A 14390-nucleotide genomic window follows, 5' to 3' on the forward strand; every position below is an offset into this window, starting at 1 on the left:
ACCGGCGGAGATGGACAGGGTGTCCACAAACGCCCAAAGTTTGCGTTCAGTAAACGCACAGGGAAAGCGCAGAAACCCCACTCAATTGTTCATCTTTCGCTGTGACTTGAGTCACAAGGGGCGGTATTTGTTGACCCTGTGTACCGAGTGGGCAGCGCGCTGTGATTCAGTGGCGGGGAAGTACCGACGAAGCCGCACCAACGAAGCCGCACTGAAAGATACGCCGAAGAGAACCCTTGATTCGCTGCGAGGTCTCGGGGGGAGGGCGAGCAATGGAGAGCGAGTCGGAGCCGTACGTCCGTCTTGCGTCCCTGCGACAGCTGCACCAGGTCATGGCCGACATGAACACGGCCCGCAGCCTGGCCGACACACTGCAGACCGTCGCGAACGGCGTGGTCACCGCACTCGGTTACGAACTGGCGTGCGTCAATCTCGTGCGCCCCGACGGCGACCTCGTGGTCGCCGCCTTCGCCGGGAACCAGGCCGCCGAGTCGCTGATCACCGGGCGGGTGGGCTCCCGTGAGTCCTGGGAGCGCCGGCTGAGCATGGGGGAGACCTGGGGCGACCTGGTCTTCATCCCGCACACCGAGGGCTGGGTCCTCGACGACGACGACGTCCCGCAGTGGTACACCGACGGCCCCGCCCCGCGCTTCGAGGACGAGTGGCACCCCTCGGACCGGCTGTTCGCGCCGATGTACACACCGGGCGTACAGGGCGGCCAGTGCGGCGAACTGATCGGCGTGCTCTCCGTGGACCGGCCGCGCAACGGCCGCAGGCCGGGGGCATGGGGACGCGAAGCGCTACAGATGTACGCGTTCCAGGCCGCCATCGCGATCAGCAACGCGCGTCTGCGGTCGAACATGCAGCGTGCACTGGTCAGGCTCGAAAGGGAGCAGCAGGCCCTCAGAGCCAGTGAAGAGAGCTTTCGGCAGGCCTTCGAGTACGCCCCCTCCGGCATGGCCATCGCCGAGATGGGCGGCGACCAGCACGGCCGGATCCTGCGCACCAACGACGCCCTGTGCCGCCTCCTCGGCCGTCCCGCGTCCGCGATGCGCCGCTACTCCTTCTCCGACCTGGTCCACCCCGAGGACATAGGCACCCTGCTGCGGACCTCCGCGGAAGGCGGGCGCGCGGAGCTCCGCCTCGGGCGCCGGGACGGCACGTACCTCTGGGTGTCCCTGCGCAACTCGGTGGTCGCCGACGCCGCCGACGGGCCGCGCTTCCTGCTCACCCACGTCGAGGACATCGAGGAGCGCAAGCGCCGCGAGCTCCAGCTCGCCCACCGCGCCTCCCACGACTCCCTGACCGGCCTGCCGAACTCCGCCGAGCTGCGCTCGCGGCTGTCCTCCCGGCTCTGTCAGCAGCGCTCCACCCACACGGGCGCGCTGGAGCCGGTCGACGCGGCCTTCGGCCACCCGGCCTTCGACGCGAACGGCCACGGTTTCGACTTCCGGCCGGGCGGCGCGCAGGCGTTGGACACCTTCGACCACCATGTGCACACCGTCGCCCCCCAGGGGGAGCGCGACGACGGCACCAAGGGGCTCGCGGTGCTCTTCTGCGACCTCGACGGCTTCAAGTCGATCAACGACCGGTTCGGGCACAACGCGGGTGACGCGGTGCTCATCGAGGTCGCCCGGCGGCTGTCCCAGTGCGTGCGCGACGGCGACACCGTGGCCCGGCTCGGCGGCGACGAGTTCGTGATCCTCGCCGACGGGCTCGGCAAGGCCGACGCCGCCGATCTCGCCGTACGTCTGCGCAGCGAGATCATCCAGCCGATCCGCGCCGAGGGACGGGCGGTCCGGGTCGGTGCCAGCTTCGGCATCGGCTGGGCGCACTGCGGCATGACGGCGGACGAAGTGCTGAAGTCAGCCGACGAACGGATGTACGTCGAGAAACGATCTCGTCCCAAACAGCACAGACGCGCGGGATGATTCCCAGGTCAGCGAGCTGATGCGATCCGAGTCACCCGTTTGGGCCAGCGGGAGCGGGTAGGCTCGCCATTCTGACCATCCGTATCGCATCCGATGCCGACCTGTTTGAGGAGTACCTGGGATGACGTCCGGCAACAACGGGGCGAGCGCGCCCGAGGACGACGACCCGTTCGGCTACCTCTACGCCGACGGCCAGGCCAACGGCGCCCAGCCGCCGTCCGGCGGCGGCTACGGCTACGGCTACCCGAACTCCGTCAACCGGACGCGCTCGGTCGGCCAGCGGCAGTACGGCCAGCAGCAGGCACCGGCCGCGCCGAACGGCCCGTACGGCCAGGTCCCGCAGCAGCAGGGCCAGCAGGCCGCGAGCGGCTACAACCAGCCCAGCGCCCACTACGCCGCCCCGGAGACCTTCCCGGGCTCGGCCCCCACCACCCAGCAGCCCATGCCCGGCTACAGCGGTGGCGGCGGCCGGAGCGGTGGCCCCAACACCAAGGGCCTGCTGATCGGCGCGATCGCGGTGGTCGCCGCGGTGGTGATAGGCATCGGCATCGCGATGGCGGGCGGCGACGACAACGACAAGGCCGGCGACAGCGGGGCATCCGCGACACCGTCCACGTCACAGAGCTCCGAGCCGAGCGCGTCGAGCAGCAGCGGCAGCGAGGCGAGCGAGGAGTACAAGAAGACGATCGACGCGAAGGCGCTGCGTCTTGGCGGCGGCGCCGCTCTCGCCTCGGACGTCGAGGGCGCCCAGTCCGACGGCGGCATCTACGTCGGCAACCTGAACAACGTGGGCGCGTCCGTGACGTGGACCGTCAACGGCATTCCCTCGGACGGCACTTACACGCTGTTCGCGCACTACAGCACCGCCGGTGAAGACCAGTCGATGACCCTCACGGTCAACGGCAAGGTCTTCGGCACCAAGCTGGGCGTGGAGAACTACGCGCACGCGAAGGAAGGCGACTTCGCCAAGGGCTGGACGACCACCTACTCCTGGCCCACCCTCAGCAAGGGCACCAACACCATCAGCATCTCCTGCGGGGACGGGGACAAGTGCAACGTCCTCCTGGACCAGGTGTGGCTCAAGAAGGGCCAGGTCAAGAGCTAGGCCGCGCTGACCTCGCCGGTCACCGTGACCTGCTCCAGCAGCTCCTCGTAAGCCGCGCGGTCGAACTCGCCCGCCGTCGGGGCCAGTACCGTCGCCGCCGACAGGGCGACCGCGCGGGTCAGGCGGGCCGGCCAGGGGAGTTGCTCCACCAGGCCCGACAGGATGCCTGCCACCAGCGAGTCGCCGGCGCCCGTCGGGTTGCCGTGGACCCGGGTCGGAGGCGTGGCGCGCCAGCGGCCTTCCGGGGTTGCCGCCAGCAGGCCCCGCGTGCCCAGGGAGGCGACCACCGTGAGGGCGCCCCGGCGGCGGGCGTCCTGGGCCGCGCGGAGCGGTTCGTGGGAGCCGGTCAGTTCGGAGAGTTCGTCGGCGTTCGGCTTGAGGATGTCCGGGCGGGCGGCGACCCCGCGGCGCAGGGCCTCACCGCTGGTGTCCAGCAGGACCGGCACCCCGGCCGCCTTCGCCGTGCGGATCAGGCCCGCGTACGCCCCCACCGGCACCCCCGGCGGCAGGCTCCCGCACAGGGCCACCGCCGAGACCGACGGGACGAGATCCTCGTACGCCTCCTGGAAGGCCGACCACTCCGCCGGCGTCACCGTCGGACCCGGTTCGTTGAGCTGCGTGGTGTCGCCGGTGGTCTCGTCCACGACCGCGATCGTGCGCCGGGTCGGGCCGGCGACCGGGACGAGCGCGTCCACCAGGCCCGGTACGGCGGTGAGCCGGTCCTGGACGATGCGGCCCGTGGCGCCGCCCGTGAAGCCGGTGACCGTCACCTCGTGGCCGAGCGCGGCCAGCACCCGGGCCACGTTCAGGCCCTTGCCGCCGGGGCGTTCGGTGACCTCGGTCACCCGGTGGCTGGTGTGCGGCCGCAGCGACGGTACGCGATAGGTGATGTCGAGAGCGGTGTTCAGCGTGACCGTGAGGATCACCTGGGCCGACCTCCCCCGAACGACAGAATGTGCCCGTCCAGTCTCCCAGGATGGCACCGGCCCCAACAGCGGGACACATCAGCCCAGTTGGGGATCGACCACCCATTCCCCCCGCCGCATGACGCCCTTGAGGTCGAATTGATGGTCGAGGAGGACCAGGTCGGCGTCCTTGCCGGGCTCCAGTGAGCCGATGCGGTCGGACATGCCCAGCAGGCGGGCGGGATTCGCGGAGATCGCCGCGACCACGTCCTCGACCGGCAGCCGGTCGACGGTCACCGCGCGCTTGAACGCACGGTCCAGGGTGAGCGTCGATCCCGCGATCGAACCGCCCTCCACCAGCCGGGCGACCCCCTCGCTGACCTCGACCTCCAGCGGGCCGAGCAGGTAACGGCCGTCGCCGAAGCCGGCCGCGTCCATGGCGTCCGTGATGAACGCGACACGGTGTGCCGCCGCGTGGTGGAACGCGAGTTGCAGCGAGGCCGGGTGCAGATGCGTGCCGTCGTTGATCAGCTCCACCGTGATCCGCTCGTCCTCCAGGAGGGCGGCGATGGGGCCGGGGTCGCGGTGGCCGAGGGGCGGCATCGCGTTGAAGAGGTGGGTGGCCACGGTGGCGCCCGCGTCGATGGCCTCGACGGTCTGCTCGTACGTCGCGTCCGTGTGCCCGATCGCCGCGATGACGCCGTGCTCGGCGAGAAGCCGTACGGAGTCGATACCGCCGGGGAGTTCGGTGGCGAGCGTGACCATCCTCGCCTGTCCGCGAGCCGCGTCGATCAGCTTGCGGACCTCCGCCGGGTCGGGGTCGCGCAGGAGGTTCTCCGCGTGCGCGCCCTTGCGGCAGGGGGAGATGAACGGGCCCTCGAAGTGGATGCCGGCGATGTCGCCCTGCTCGGCGAGTTCGCTCAGCAGGCCGGCTCGCTGGGCGAGGAAGTCCATGTCGCCGGTGACGGTGGAGGCGACGAGGGTGGTGGTGCCGTGGCCCTGGTGCGTGCGGATGCCCTTGAGTACGTCTTCGATCGTGCCTGAGGTGAACGAGGCTCCGCCGCCGCCGTGGTTGTGGAGGTCGACGAAGCCGGGGACGAGCCAGTGGTTGGTTACGTCTATGACCTGGGCGTTCTCCGGGGCGGTACCGCTGATGCGGGTGCCCTTGATGACAACTTGGCCGTTCTTGACCGTTCCCGTGGGCAGGACCACGTCGGCGCCGGAGAGCACCAGGGGGGTTCCGGTCGTTGCGGGGTGCGGGTGCGTGGGGGCTGGTCGCGCAGTTCCCCGCGCCCCTGGGTGGGCTGCCATCAGCTCGTTGCCTCCGTACCGTCGGTCTTGTCTAGGAGATCCCAGGCCAGTAGGCCTGCGCCGAGGCAGCCCGCCGCGTCGCCCAGGGCCGCCGGGACGATCGTCGGGAGCTTCTGGAAGGTGACCCGTTGGCGGACCGCCTCCCGCAGGGGTGTGAACAAGGTTTCCCCCGCTTCCGCCAGGCCGCCACCGATGATCAGGGTGCGGGGGTCCAGGAGGGTGAGGGCGGTGAGCAGGCCGTCGGCCAGGGCGTCCACGGCGTGCTGCCAGACCTCCCGGGCCTTGTGGTCCTCGGCCTCCACCGCCTTCGCGCAGTCCGCCGCGTCCGCCTCCGGGTTCCCGGTGACCGAGGCCCAGGCCTCGCTGACGGCCGCCGCGGAGGCGTACCGCTCCAGGCAGCCCCGCTGGCCGCACGGGCAGGGCGTGCCGCCCGGCCGTACGACGATGTGGCCGATCTCGCCCGCGAAGCCGTGGGCGCCCGCCTCCACCCGCCCCGCGATGCCGATCGCGCCCGCGATGCCGGTACCCAGGGGGACGAAGAGGAAGCGGTCGGCGCCCTTGCCCGCGCCGATGCGGCCCTCCGCGAGGCCACCGGTGCGGACGTCGTGGCCGAGGGCGACCGGGACGCCCCCGAGGCGGTCGGTGAGCAGCCCGCGCAGCGGGAGGTCCCGCCAGCCCAGGTTGGCGGAGTAGGCCGCGATGCCCCGCTCCTCGTCGACGATGCCGGGCACGGCGACGCCGGCCGCGAGCGCGGGGGCGCCGAGGTGCTCGGTGCCGTACGCGCGCAGCTCGGCGGCGAAGTCGAGGATGCCGTCGACGACCGCGTCGGGGCCGCGGTCGCGGCCGGTCGCCCGGCGGGCCTGGTGCAGAAGCTCGCCGCCCGCGCCGACCAAGGCCGCCTTCATCCCGGTGCCGCCCACGTCGAGGGCGATGACATGTCTCACGGGGACAGTGTGACCCTTTGACCCGCAAGAGGTCTAGTCCACTTACGTGGTGTAGACCTTACGTCGGAGATATGTATGACTTTTCGAAAGTGTTCGAACGTGAGTGTGGGGCGGTTGTCGGTGCGGCGGCGTAGGACGGGAACGATCGCGGCGGTGTCCGCGCTGGGCATGACGGCGGTCCTCGGTGGCTGCGGGCTGGGGCGCGGGTCGGACGAGGTGACGCTGAGGCTGGTCGCCGCCGACTACGGCGACAGCTCGGCCAACAGCTCCCAGAAGTACTGGGACAAGCTCGTCAAGGAGTACGAGGCCGAGCACTCCGGCGTGAAGATCGACGTCAGCGTGTACTCCTGGACCGACGTGGACCGCAAGGTCAAGGAGCAGGTCGACGCCGGGAAGGCACCCGACATGGCGCAGATCGGCGCGTACGCCGACTACGCGGACAAGGGGCTGCTGTACAAGGCCGACGACCTGATCGGGATCCGGGAACAGGCGGACTTCGTCGCGCAGCTGGCCTCGGCGGGGCGGATCAACGGGATGCAGTACGGCATGCCGTTCGCCGCGTCGACCCGGCTGCTCTTCTACAACAAGACCCTCTTCGCCGACGCCGGACTCACCCCGCCGACGACCTGGAAGCAGCTCGCCGCGGACGCTGAGGCGCTCAAGGCGGACGGGGTGAAGTACCCGTACGCGCTGCCGCTCGGTCCTGAGGAGGCGCAGGCCGAGACCATGCAGTGGCTGCTGAGCGGGGGCGGCGGGTACATCGACTCCGTCGGGACCTACGGCATCGACTCCGGCGAGAACGTCACGACGCTGACCTGGCTCAAGGACGACCTCGTCGGCAAGGGGCTGACCGGACCCGTCGCGCCCGAGAACCTCAACCGGGCCGCCGCGTTCTCGGCGTTCGCCGACGGGGATGTCGGCATGCTCAACGGGCATCCCTCGCTGATGAAGACGGCCGCCGCGAAGGGGCTGAAGTTCGGGATGGTGCCCATGCCCGGGGCCCACGGGGAGAGCAAGAACTCCATGGGCGTCGCCGACTGGATGATGGCCTTCAAGCAGAACGGGCACGCCGAGCAGGTCGGCGACTTCCTCGACTTCGTGTACAGCGAGAAGAACGTGCTCGCGTTCTCCCGGGAGTACGACCTGCTGCCGGTGACCAACTCCGCGTCCTCGGTCATGAGCCGGGCCTCCCGGGACTCCGACCTCAAGCCCTTCCTCGACGCGCTGCCCGACTCCGAGCTGCCTCCGGTGGGCAAGACGTCCTGGGCCTCTGTCAGCGCGGCCGTCAAGCAGCAGATCGGGTCGGCGGTGAGTCCGGGTGGGAACCCTTCGGAGGTGCTGCGCGCGCTGCAGCTGACCGCGCAGAACGCGGAGTAGTCGCTGTCAGTGGCGGGCGTTACGGTTCCGGGCATGGAGCATCCGGAGCTGGACCGCAGGGAGCGGGACATCCTCGCCCTGGAGCGCCGCGGCTTCCCGGGGCCCGGCGCCAAGGAACGGGCGATACGGGAAGAGCTGGGGCTGGCACCGGTCCGCTACTACCAGCTGCTGAACGCCCTGCTGGACGACGAGCGCGCCCTGGCCTTCGACCCGGTGACGGTGAACCGTCTGCGCCGGGTCCGGCAGGCGCGGCGGCAGGAACGCTGAGGACCGGGTGGGGGTCAGGTGAGGCTCAGGTGAGCCGCTCGGCAAGGGAACGCAGCAGGCTCACCACGCCGCCCGGGCCGTCCACCACCAGGTCCGCCCGCTTACGCAGTTCCGTCACCTCGTCGCTGCCGCTGCAGACCAGGAGGCCGGGGGTGCCGGCGGCGCGGAGGTCGTCGACCGCGGAGAAGGCCGGGAGGTCACCCAGGTCGTCACCGCCGTAGAGGACGGACGTGGCGGACAGCTCGCGGACGTGGGTCAGCAGGGCCACGCCCTTGTCCATGCCCGGGGGGCGCAGCTCCAGGACCAGGCGGCCCGGCTCCACGATCAGGCCGTGCCGGGTGGCCAGGTCGGTGAGGGGGGCGCGCAGGGCGTCGAAGGCGGCCTGGGGGTCCGGGGCCCGGCGGGTGTGGACCGCCACTGCCCGGCCGCCCTTCTCCTCGATCCAGGCGCCCGTCCCCTCGAGGAGCGCCGGCAGTTCGGCACGGACCGTGGCCACGCCCGGGTGCGGTTCGGGCGCCGTGACCTCGCCGGTCACCGCGTCCCAGCGTTCCGCGCCGTAGTGGCCGAGGACCGTCAGGTGCTCCAGGCCGGGGACGCCCGCGAAGCCGCCGTAGCGGACGGCGATCTCGGCCGGGCGGCCGGTGATCACCGCGACGGAGGCCACCTTCGGTGCCAGTTCGGCGAGGACGGCCACCGCCTCGGGGTGCGCCCGCGCCCGCTCCGGGTCCGCCACGATCGGCGCCAGCGTCCCGTCGAAGTCGAGCCCGATGACGGCCCCGGCCGGGTCCGCCAGCAGGGAGTCGAGCCCGTCCCGCCCGGCGGGCGTCACCGGGCTCGGCAGGGCGCCGGGGTCTGGTTGGCTGCTCATGGGGTCCCTCTCCGCGGGGTGAAGTTCGGCAGTCGGGGCATCGACCTGTGGCTGGTCGGTCAGCGGCGCAGTGGCCGCAGTCGGCTGGTGGCCTGGTGGCCTGGTGGCCGTGTGGCGCGGCGGCCGGTCGGCCAGTCGGCCGGTCGCCTGACGGGCGCAGTCGCTCAGCCGCCTGCCGGGGTGGCTCGTTCACGGTGCTGGGCGCTCACCGGGGCACCCGCTCGCGGTGCTCGGTGCTCATCTGGGTCAGCCGTGCGCGGTGGGCGGTGCTCATCTGGGTCGCCCGCTCGCGGTGCTCGGCGTTCACCGCGCTCAGCCGCTCATGGTGCACGGCCTTCATCGGGGTCACGTCGCTCACCGCGGTCACCGACCCACCGCGTTCAGTGCGTTCAGCTGGTCCAGGAACCACTGGGCCGGCGGCAGCGCAGTCGCCGCCGCGGCGAGTCGCTTCGCGCGTTCGGCGCGTTCGTGGGCCGGCATCGTCAGGGCCTCGTGCAGGGCCTCCGCCGTCTGCTCCACGTCGTAGGGGTTCACCACGATCGCGTCGTCGCCCAGCTCCTCGTACGCCCCGGCCTCCCGCGACAGGACCAGCGCGCACCCCTCGTCGGACACCAGCGGCACCTCCTTCGCGACCAGGTTCATGCCGTCCCGGATGGGGTTGACCAGCGCCACGTCGGCCAGCCGGTAGGCGGCAAGGGAGCGCGCGAAGTCGTCCTTCAGATTCAGCAGGACCGGCGTCCAGCCCGGCGTCCCGTACTGGGAGTTGATCTCGTCCGCCACCCGCTGCACCTCGGCCGTGTAGTCCCGGTACACCGCCAGGTCCTGCCGCGACGGATACGCGAACGCCACATGCACGACCCGCTCCCGCCACTCGGGCCGCGACTCGAGGAGCCGCCGGTAGGAGAGCAGGCCGCGCACGATGTTCTTCGACAGTTCGGTGCGGTCGACCCGGACGATCGTCTTCCGCCCCGCGCCGATCTCCTCGCGCAGGGCGACGATGCGTTCCTCGACGTCGGCCTCGTGGGAGCGGGCGCGCAGGAAGTCCGCGTCCGCGCCCAGCCCGTGCACCCCGATCCGGGTGTCCCCGAGGCCCCCGGCGAACTGCTCCGCGCACGCCGTGAAGGCGTCTGCCCAGCGGCGGGTGAGGAAGCCGAGCCGGTCGGCGCCCAGCATGCCCCGAAGGACCTGGCCCGCGATGTCGTCCGGCAGCATCCGGAAGTAGTCCACCGGCGCCCACGGCGTGTGCGAGAAGTGGGAGATGCGCAGGTCGGGACGGAGTTCGCGGAGCATCCCCGGCACCAGGCACAGGTGGTAGTCCTGGACCAGGACCGCCGCCCCCTCGGCCGCCTCCTCGGCGAGCGCCTCCGCGAAGGCGCGGTTGTACGTCTCGTACGACCCCCACTGCCGCCGGAACTCCGCGTCGAAGGCCGGCTCCAGCGGGGTCTGGTAGAGGAGATGGTGGACGAACCAGAGGACCGAGTTCGCGATGCCGTTGTACGCGTCCGCGTGCACGTCGGCCGGGATGGCGAGCATGCGGACGCCGTCCTCGCCGATCCCCTGCCGTACCGCCTCGCGGTCGCCGTCGGACAGCGCCGAGCACACCCACAGCGCGCCCGCCTCCGGACCGATCGCCGACAGACCCGAGACCAGTCCGCCGCCACCCCGTTTGGAGCGCAGCGAACCGTCCTCCTGGACCTCGTACGAGACCGGGCCGCGGTTGGACGCGACCAGCACTTGAGCAGCACTGTTGGTTGACGCCATACGCCTCAACCTAGCCCGGCCCGGAAACGCTCAAACGTACGGGTGCGCGCTGTGCGCGGACGTATACGGAACGCCCCGTTCTGTCCTCCGGTCCGTCACGCGACCTTGCGCTCCGCGTACTCCGCGATCTCCACCATCGGCGGCCGCTCCTCCGTGTCCACGGAGTACGTACGCGGCTCGAAGCCGTCCCGGCCCCGCTCGAACTGGGTGAGGGAGGGCCGGATCATATGGCCGCGGGCCAGCCTCAGCTGGGCGGTGCGGTAGATCGCGGCGGACATCCGGCCCAGGGCCTGCCCGTCCTGGTGACGGTGCTTGCGCACACCGACGTCGACCTGGGCGAGCGCGTCCAGGCCCACCAGGTGCAGGGCGTCGACCAGCATGCCCAGTTCGACGCCGTAGCCGACGGGGAACGGGAGCTGTTCCAGCAGCGAGCGCCGGGCCGCGTACTCGCCGCCCAGCGGCTGCACGAAACCGGCCAGCTGCGGCCAGTGCATGTTCAGCAGCGGGCGCGCCATCAGCTCGGTCACCCGGCCGCCCTGCCCGGCAGCGCCGCCCAGCGGACGGTCGTACATGCCCTTGACCAGGTCGACCTCGGGGTCGGTGAGCAGCGGGCCCACGATGCCGGAGACGAAGTCCGAGGAGAACTCCTTCAGGTCGGCGTCGATGAAACAGACGATGTCCCCCGAGGTGGCGAGCAGGGAGCGCCACAGGACCTCGCCCTTGCCGGGCACGGCGGGTATGCGCGGGAGGATGTCGTCGCGGTGGACGACCCGCGCACCGGCCGCGGCGGCGACCTCGGAGGTGCGGTCGGTCGATCCCGAGTCGACGACGACGATCTCGTCGACGAGCGGGACCTGCTGCATGAGGTCATGACGGATCACGGAGACGATGTCACCGACCGTCTCCTCCTCGTTGAGGGCGGGCAGGACAACACTGACCGTCCGGCCCGTGCCCCGCTTCGCCGCCATGATCCGGTGCAGCGGGCGATCGGTCACGGACCAGGAACGCGTGGCCAGCCAGCGCTCGACTTCGTTCAGCACAGTGCGCGGCTCCTCTGCCTTTGATCCATCTCGCGGTTCGGACGTCTCTCTCAACTGTCCTGGCCGTCGGTTACAGTCTTGAACAACGCGGATGACCATCGCATGTCCTGGGTGGCCCGTCGTTCACAACTTCATACCGCTCATCCAGAGGGGCAGAGGGATACGGCCCGATGAAGCCCCGGCAACCCTCCAGTCGGTTCTCGTAGCGATCGCTGACGATCGTTTCCGCGAGGCTCCCGACTCGGGAAGGTGCCAAATCCGTCTCACGGCGAGATGCGTCGTGAGGAAGATGAGGAGAAAGGGCCTCGCCTCCATGGCTGTGCAGACTGTTGCAAGCACCACGAACTCCGTCGACCTTGGTCCCGCCGCGGCGCTGAGCTGCCGCGAATGCGGCCACCGCGTCCCGCTCGGCCCGGTCTTCGCCTGCGAGGAGTGTTTCGGCCCGCTCGAGATCGCGTACGACTTCTCGGCCTACGACACCGAGGAGCTCCGCAAGCAGATCGAGGCGGGACCCGCGAACATCTGGCGCTACGCCCCGCTGCTGCCCGTCCCCGCGGACGTGGCGGACAAGCCGAACATCAACCCCGGCTGGACCAAGCTCGTCAAGGCCGACAACCTCGCCCGCGAGCTGGGTGTCGACGCCGGCAAGCTCTTCGTGAAGGACGACTCCGGCAACCCGACGCACTCCTTCAAGGACCGGGTCGTCGCGCAGGCCATCGAGGCCGCTCGCGTCTTCGGCTTCACCACACTCTCCTGCTCCTCCACCGGCAACCTCGCCGGCGCCGTGGGTGCCGCCGCGGCCCGGGCCGGGTTCCGTTCCTGCGTGTTCATCCCGCACGACCTGGAGCAGGGCAAGGTCGTCATGGCCGCGATCTACGGCGGCGAGCTCGTCGGTATCGAGGGCAACTACGACGACGTGAACCGCTTCTGCTCCGAGCTGATCGGCGACCCGGCCGGCGAGGGCTGGGGCTTCGTCAACGTGAACCTGCGGCCGTACTACGCGGAGGGGTCCAAGACCCTGGCGTACGAGATCTGCGAGCAGCTGGGCTGGCAGCTCCCCGACCAGCTGGTCGTGCCGATCGCCTCCGGCTCGCAGCTCACGAAGATCGACAAGGGGCTGCAGGAGCTGATCAAGCTCGGGCTCGTCGAGGACAAGCCGTACAAGATCTTCGGCGCGCAGGCCGAGGGGTGCTCGCCGGTGTCGGTCGCGTACAAGGCGGGCCACGACGTGGTCCGGCCCCAGAAGCCGAACACCATCGCCAAGTCCCTCGCGATCGGGAACCCGGCGGACGGTCCGTACGTACTGGACATCGCGCGTCGTACCGGCGGTGCGGTGGAGGACGTGAACGACGAGCAGGTCGTCGACGCGATCAAGCTGCTCGCGCGGACCGAGGGCATCTTCGCGGAGACCGCCGGTGGCGTGACCGTCGGCGTGGCGAAGAAGCTGATCGAGAACGGTCTGCTGGACCCCTCGCTGACGACCGTCGTGCTGAACACCGGTGACGGTCTGAAGACTCTGGACGCGGTGGCGGGTACGGGGCTCACCGCCACGATCCGCCCCAACCTGGATTCGTTCCGCGAGGCTGGTCTCGCATAAACAGGTCGTTGTCCGTCTGCGGGCCGCGGGGGCTGGTCGCGCAGTTCCCCGCGCCCCTGTCGGGCGCGTCCACCTGACCGGAGGTCCTGAACATGAGCGTTTCCGTCCGTATCCCCACCATCCTGCGCACCTACACCGGCGGGCAGGCCGAGGTGCAGGCCGAGGGTGCGACCCTCGCCGACGTCATCGCCGATCTGGAGAAGAACCACACCGGTATCGCCGCGCGCGTTCTCGACGACCAGGGCAAGCTGCGGCGGTTCGTCAATGTGTACGTCAACGACGACGATGTGCGGTTCGAGCAGGGGCTGGAGACGGCGACGCCCGACGGGGCCGGCGTCTCGATCATTCCGGCCGTCGCCGGCGGGTGACCGTATGACTGGTCATTACCTTCGGTAACGGTAATTACCGAGAGTTCATCCCATTGCCCCCTCCGCGAGAGAAGCGGAGGGGGCAATTCTCTATGGTTGAGCGCGGTACAGTTGGGGAACCAGCGGCTTTCTTCTTGCCGCGCGCATATGAGTTCTCGCTCCACATGCGATGAGAAGTAGCCAAAGTGTGTGGGTTCTTTGCGTCTTATGCTCCTTTTATGGGGCCCGACTTGCCCCGAATTCAGGCGAATTCTCACTACATTCCGGACCCCTTCCGTCCAGAATTCTCGTCCGATTGACCTGTTGCAGACGGCAGTTGGACAGATACATTCAGCCGCGGTCGACGCGTTCCGGCGCACGCCCCCAACCATGTGGGGGGTGAGGTCTGACCCGGATCCACGAAGTGTGGGTCCGTGCAAGGGCCAGTAATAGGGGAGTTAGGCATGGCTCAGGGCACCGTCAAGTGGTTCAACGCGGAGAAGGGGTACGGCTTCATCGCGGTCGACGGTGGTGCGGATGTATTCGTCCACTACAGCGCGATTCAGATGGACGGCTACCGCACCCTTGAAGAGGGCCAGCGGGTCGAGTTCGAGATCTCGCAAGGTCAGAAGGGGCCGCAGGCGGACATGGTTCGTCTCGCGACTGGCTGAAGCACGCGCCGGGTAACAACAGCGTCGTTCTTCGTTCTTCTTCGAAGGGCTCGTACCCCATGGGGAGTCATGGGGTGCGGGCCCTTCGGCATGTGGGTGCGGGTGCGGGTGTGTTTACGGGTGCGGGTTCGGTGGGGGCGGGCGTTTTTGCGCAGTTCCCCGCGCCCCTGGGTGCCTGCGGCGGCCCGTTGCGGCTCCGGTGGGGGCTTGTGTAGCGCGTGCGGGTGTGTGGTGGGTCGGGGCCGGGGTGGGGGGGGGGGGGGGGG

General features: G+C 70.2%; 14 protein-coding genes and 1 riboswitch. Of the genes, 7 read left to right on the forward strand and 7 right to left on the reverse strand.

Annotated features, from left to right (window positions below):
• Window positions 1-272: 272 nt before the first annotated feature.
• Both cdgB and ACIBJB_RS42025 read left to right on the forward strand, forming a co-directional pair.
• Window positions 273-1931 carry a diguanylate cyclase CdgB gene (cdgB, locus tag ACIBJB_RS42020; protein WP_398939226.1) on the forward strand — a complete coding sequence of 553 codons (1659 nt, stop codon included), beginning with the start codon at window positions 273-275 and terminating at the stop codon, window positions 1929-1931.
• A gap of 121 nt (window positions 1932-2052) precedes the next feature.
• The gene (locus ACIBJB_RS42025) at window positions 2053-3036 is read left to right on the forward strand and encodes a carbohydrate-binding protein (protein ID WP_398939228.1); all 984 of its coding nucleotides are present in this window, start codon (window positions 2053-2055) and stop codon (window positions 3034-3036) included.
• Here the strand turns inward: ACIBJB_RS42025 and ACIBJB_RS42030 are convergent.
• The 3 genes from ACIBJB_RS42030 to ACIBJB_RS42040 form a co-directional block, all read right to left on the reverse strand.
• Window positions 3033-3962: a 1-phosphofructokinase family hexose kinase gene (locus tag ACIBJB_RS42030; protein WP_398939230.1), complete on the reverse strand. Its 930-nt coding sequence runs from the start codon at window positions 3960-3962 to the stop codon at window positions 3033-3035. The two genes, ACIBJB_RS42025 and ACIBJB_RS42030, sit on opposite strands and share 4 nt — an antisense overlap.
• A 78-nt stretch (window positions 3963-4040) precedes the next feature.
• Window positions 4041-5252, reverse strand: coding sequence for an N-acetylglucosamine-6-phosphate deacetylase (gene nagA, locus ACIBJB_RS42035; protein ID WP_398939232.1), 1212 nt, complete (start codon window positions 5250-5252; stop codon window positions 4041-4043).
• Window positions 5252-6196, reverse strand: coding sequence for an ROK family protein (locus ACIBJB_RS42040; RefSeq protein ID WP_398939234.1), 945 nt, complete (start codon window positions 6194-6196; stop codon window positions 5252-5254). Before ACIBJB_RS42040 ends, nagA begins: the two co-directional genes overlap by 1 nt.
• A 168-nt stretch (window positions 6197-6364) precedes the next feature.
• Here ACIBJB_RS42040 and ACIBJB_RS42045 point away from each other — a divergent pair, with 168 nt between their 5' ends.
• Both ACIBJB_RS42045 and ACIBJB_RS42050 read left to right on the forward strand, forming a co-directional pair.
• Entirely contained in the window at window positions 6365-7573 is a 1209-nt protein-coding gene (locus ACIBJB_RS42045) for an ABC transporter substrate-binding protein (RefSeq protein WP_398939253.1), read from the forward strand.
• A 33-nt stretch (window positions 7574-7606) separates the two neighbouring features.
• Entirely contained in the window at window positions 7607-7840 is a 234-nt protein-coding gene (locus ACIBJB_RS42050) for a DUF3263 domain-containing protein (protein ID WP_398939237.1), read from the forward strand.
• Window positions 7841-7865: 25 nt separating this feature from the next.
• Here ACIBJB_RS42050 and otsB read toward each other — a convergent pair whose 3' ends face one another.
• From otsB to ACIBJB_RS42070, 4 genes are all read right to left on the reverse strand, one after another.
• Window positions 7866-8708 carry a trehalose-phosphatase gene (gene otsB / locus ACIBJB_RS42055; protein ID WP_398939238.1) on the reverse strand — a complete coding sequence of 281 codons (843 nt, stop codon included), beginning with the start codon at window positions 8706-8708 and terminating at the stop codon, window positions 7866-7868.
• Between the two features lie 205 nt (window positions 8709-8913).
• Window positions 8914-9066 (reverse strand): hypothetical protein, encoded by a 153-nt coding sequence (locus tag ACIBJB_RS42060; RefSeq protein ID WP_398939240.1) that lies wholly within the window; start codon window positions 9064-9066, stop codon window positions 8914-8916.
• Between the two features lie 5 nt (window positions 9067-9071).
• Complete coding sequence (locus ACIBJB_RS42065; protein ID WP_398939242.1) at window positions 9072-10469, reverse strand: trehalose-6-phosphate synthase; 1398 nt, start codon at window positions 10467-10469, stop codon at window positions 9072-9074.
• Window positions 10470-10564: 95 nt separating this feature from the next.
• Window positions 10565-11509: a glucosyl-3-phosphoglycerate synthase gene (locus ACIBJB_RS42070; protein ID WP_398939244.1), complete on the reverse strand. Its 945-nt coding sequence runs from the start codon at window positions 11507-11509 to the stop codon at window positions 10565-10567.
• A gap of 137 nt (window positions 11510-11646) precedes the next feature.
• Window positions 11647-11805: riboswitch (SAM riboswitch) on the forward strand.
• Between the two features lie 17 nt (window positions 11806-11822).
• Between ACIBJB_RS42070 and thrC the strand changes: the two genes are divergently transcribed.
• The 3 genes from thrC to ACIBJB_RS42085 all read left to right on the forward strand — a co-directional run bounded on the left by thrC (window position 11823) and on the right by ACIBJB_RS42085 (window position 14124).
• A complete protein-coding gene (thrC, locus tag ACIBJB_RS42075) occupies window positions 11823-13106 on the forward strand; it encodes a threonine synthase (protein ID WP_398939246.1) in 1284 nt (427 codons plus the stop codon).
• Window positions 13107-13198: 92 nt separating this feature from the next.
• A complete protein-coding gene (locus tag ACIBJB_RS42080) occupies window positions 13199-13474 on the forward strand; it encodes a ubiquitin-like small modifier protein 1 (RefSeq protein ID WP_057608614.1) in 276 nt (91 codons plus the stop codon).
• Between the two features lie 443 nt (window positions 13475-13917).
• Window positions 13918-14124, forward strand: coding sequence for a cold-shock protein (locus ACIBJB_RS42085; RefSeq protein ID WP_007382895.1), 207 nt, complete (start codon window positions 13918-13920; stop codon window positions 14122-14124).
• Window positions 14125-14390 lie beyond the last annotated feature (266 nt).

Source organism: Streptomyces sp. NPDC050759, from assembly GCF_044456945.1.
Taxonomy (GTDB): domain Bacteria; phylum Actinomycetota; class Actinomycetes; order Streptomycetales; family Streptomycetaceae; genus Streptomyces.

Coding starts and splice junctions, on each gene's coding strand:
- cdgB (WP_398939226.1), top strand. CDS start 273: ATGGAGAGCGAGTCGGAGCCGTACGTCCGTCTTGCGTCCCTGCGACAG.
- ACIBJB_RS42025 (WP_398939228.1), top strand. CDS start 2,053: ATGACGTCCGGCAACAACGGGGCGAGCGCGCCCGAGGACGACGACCCG.
- nagA (WP_398939232.1), bottom strand. CDS start 5,252: ATGGCAGCCCACCCAGGGGCGCGGGGAACTGCGCGACCAGCCCCCACG.
- ACIBJB_RS42045 (WP_398939253.1), top strand. CDS start 6,365: ATGACGGCGGTCCTCGGTGGCTGCGGGCTGGGGCGCGGGTCGGACGAG.
- ACIBJB_RS42050 (WP_398939237.1), top strand. CDS start 7,607: ATGGAGCATCCGGAGCTGGACCGCAGGGAGCGGGACATCCTCGCCCTG.
- otsB (WP_398939238.1), bottom strand. CDS start 8,708: ATGAGCAGCCAACCAGACCCCGGCGCCCTGCCGAGCCCGGTGACGCCC.
- ACIBJB_RS42065 (WP_398939242.1), bottom strand. CDS start 10,469: ATGGCGTCAACCAACAGTGCTGCTCAAGTGCTGGTCGCGTCCAACCGC.
- thrC (WP_398939246.1), top strand. CDS start 11,823: ATGGCTGTGCAGACTGTTGCAAGCACCACGAACTCCGTCGACCTTGGT.
- ACIBJB_RS42080 (WP_057608614.1), top strand. CDS start 13,199: ATGAGCGTTTCCGTCCGTATCCCCACCATCCTGCGCACCTACACCGGC.
- ACIBJB_RS42085 (WP_007382895.1), top strand. CDS start 13,918: ATGGCTCAGGGCACCGTCAAGTGGTTCAACGCGGAGAAGGGGTACGGC.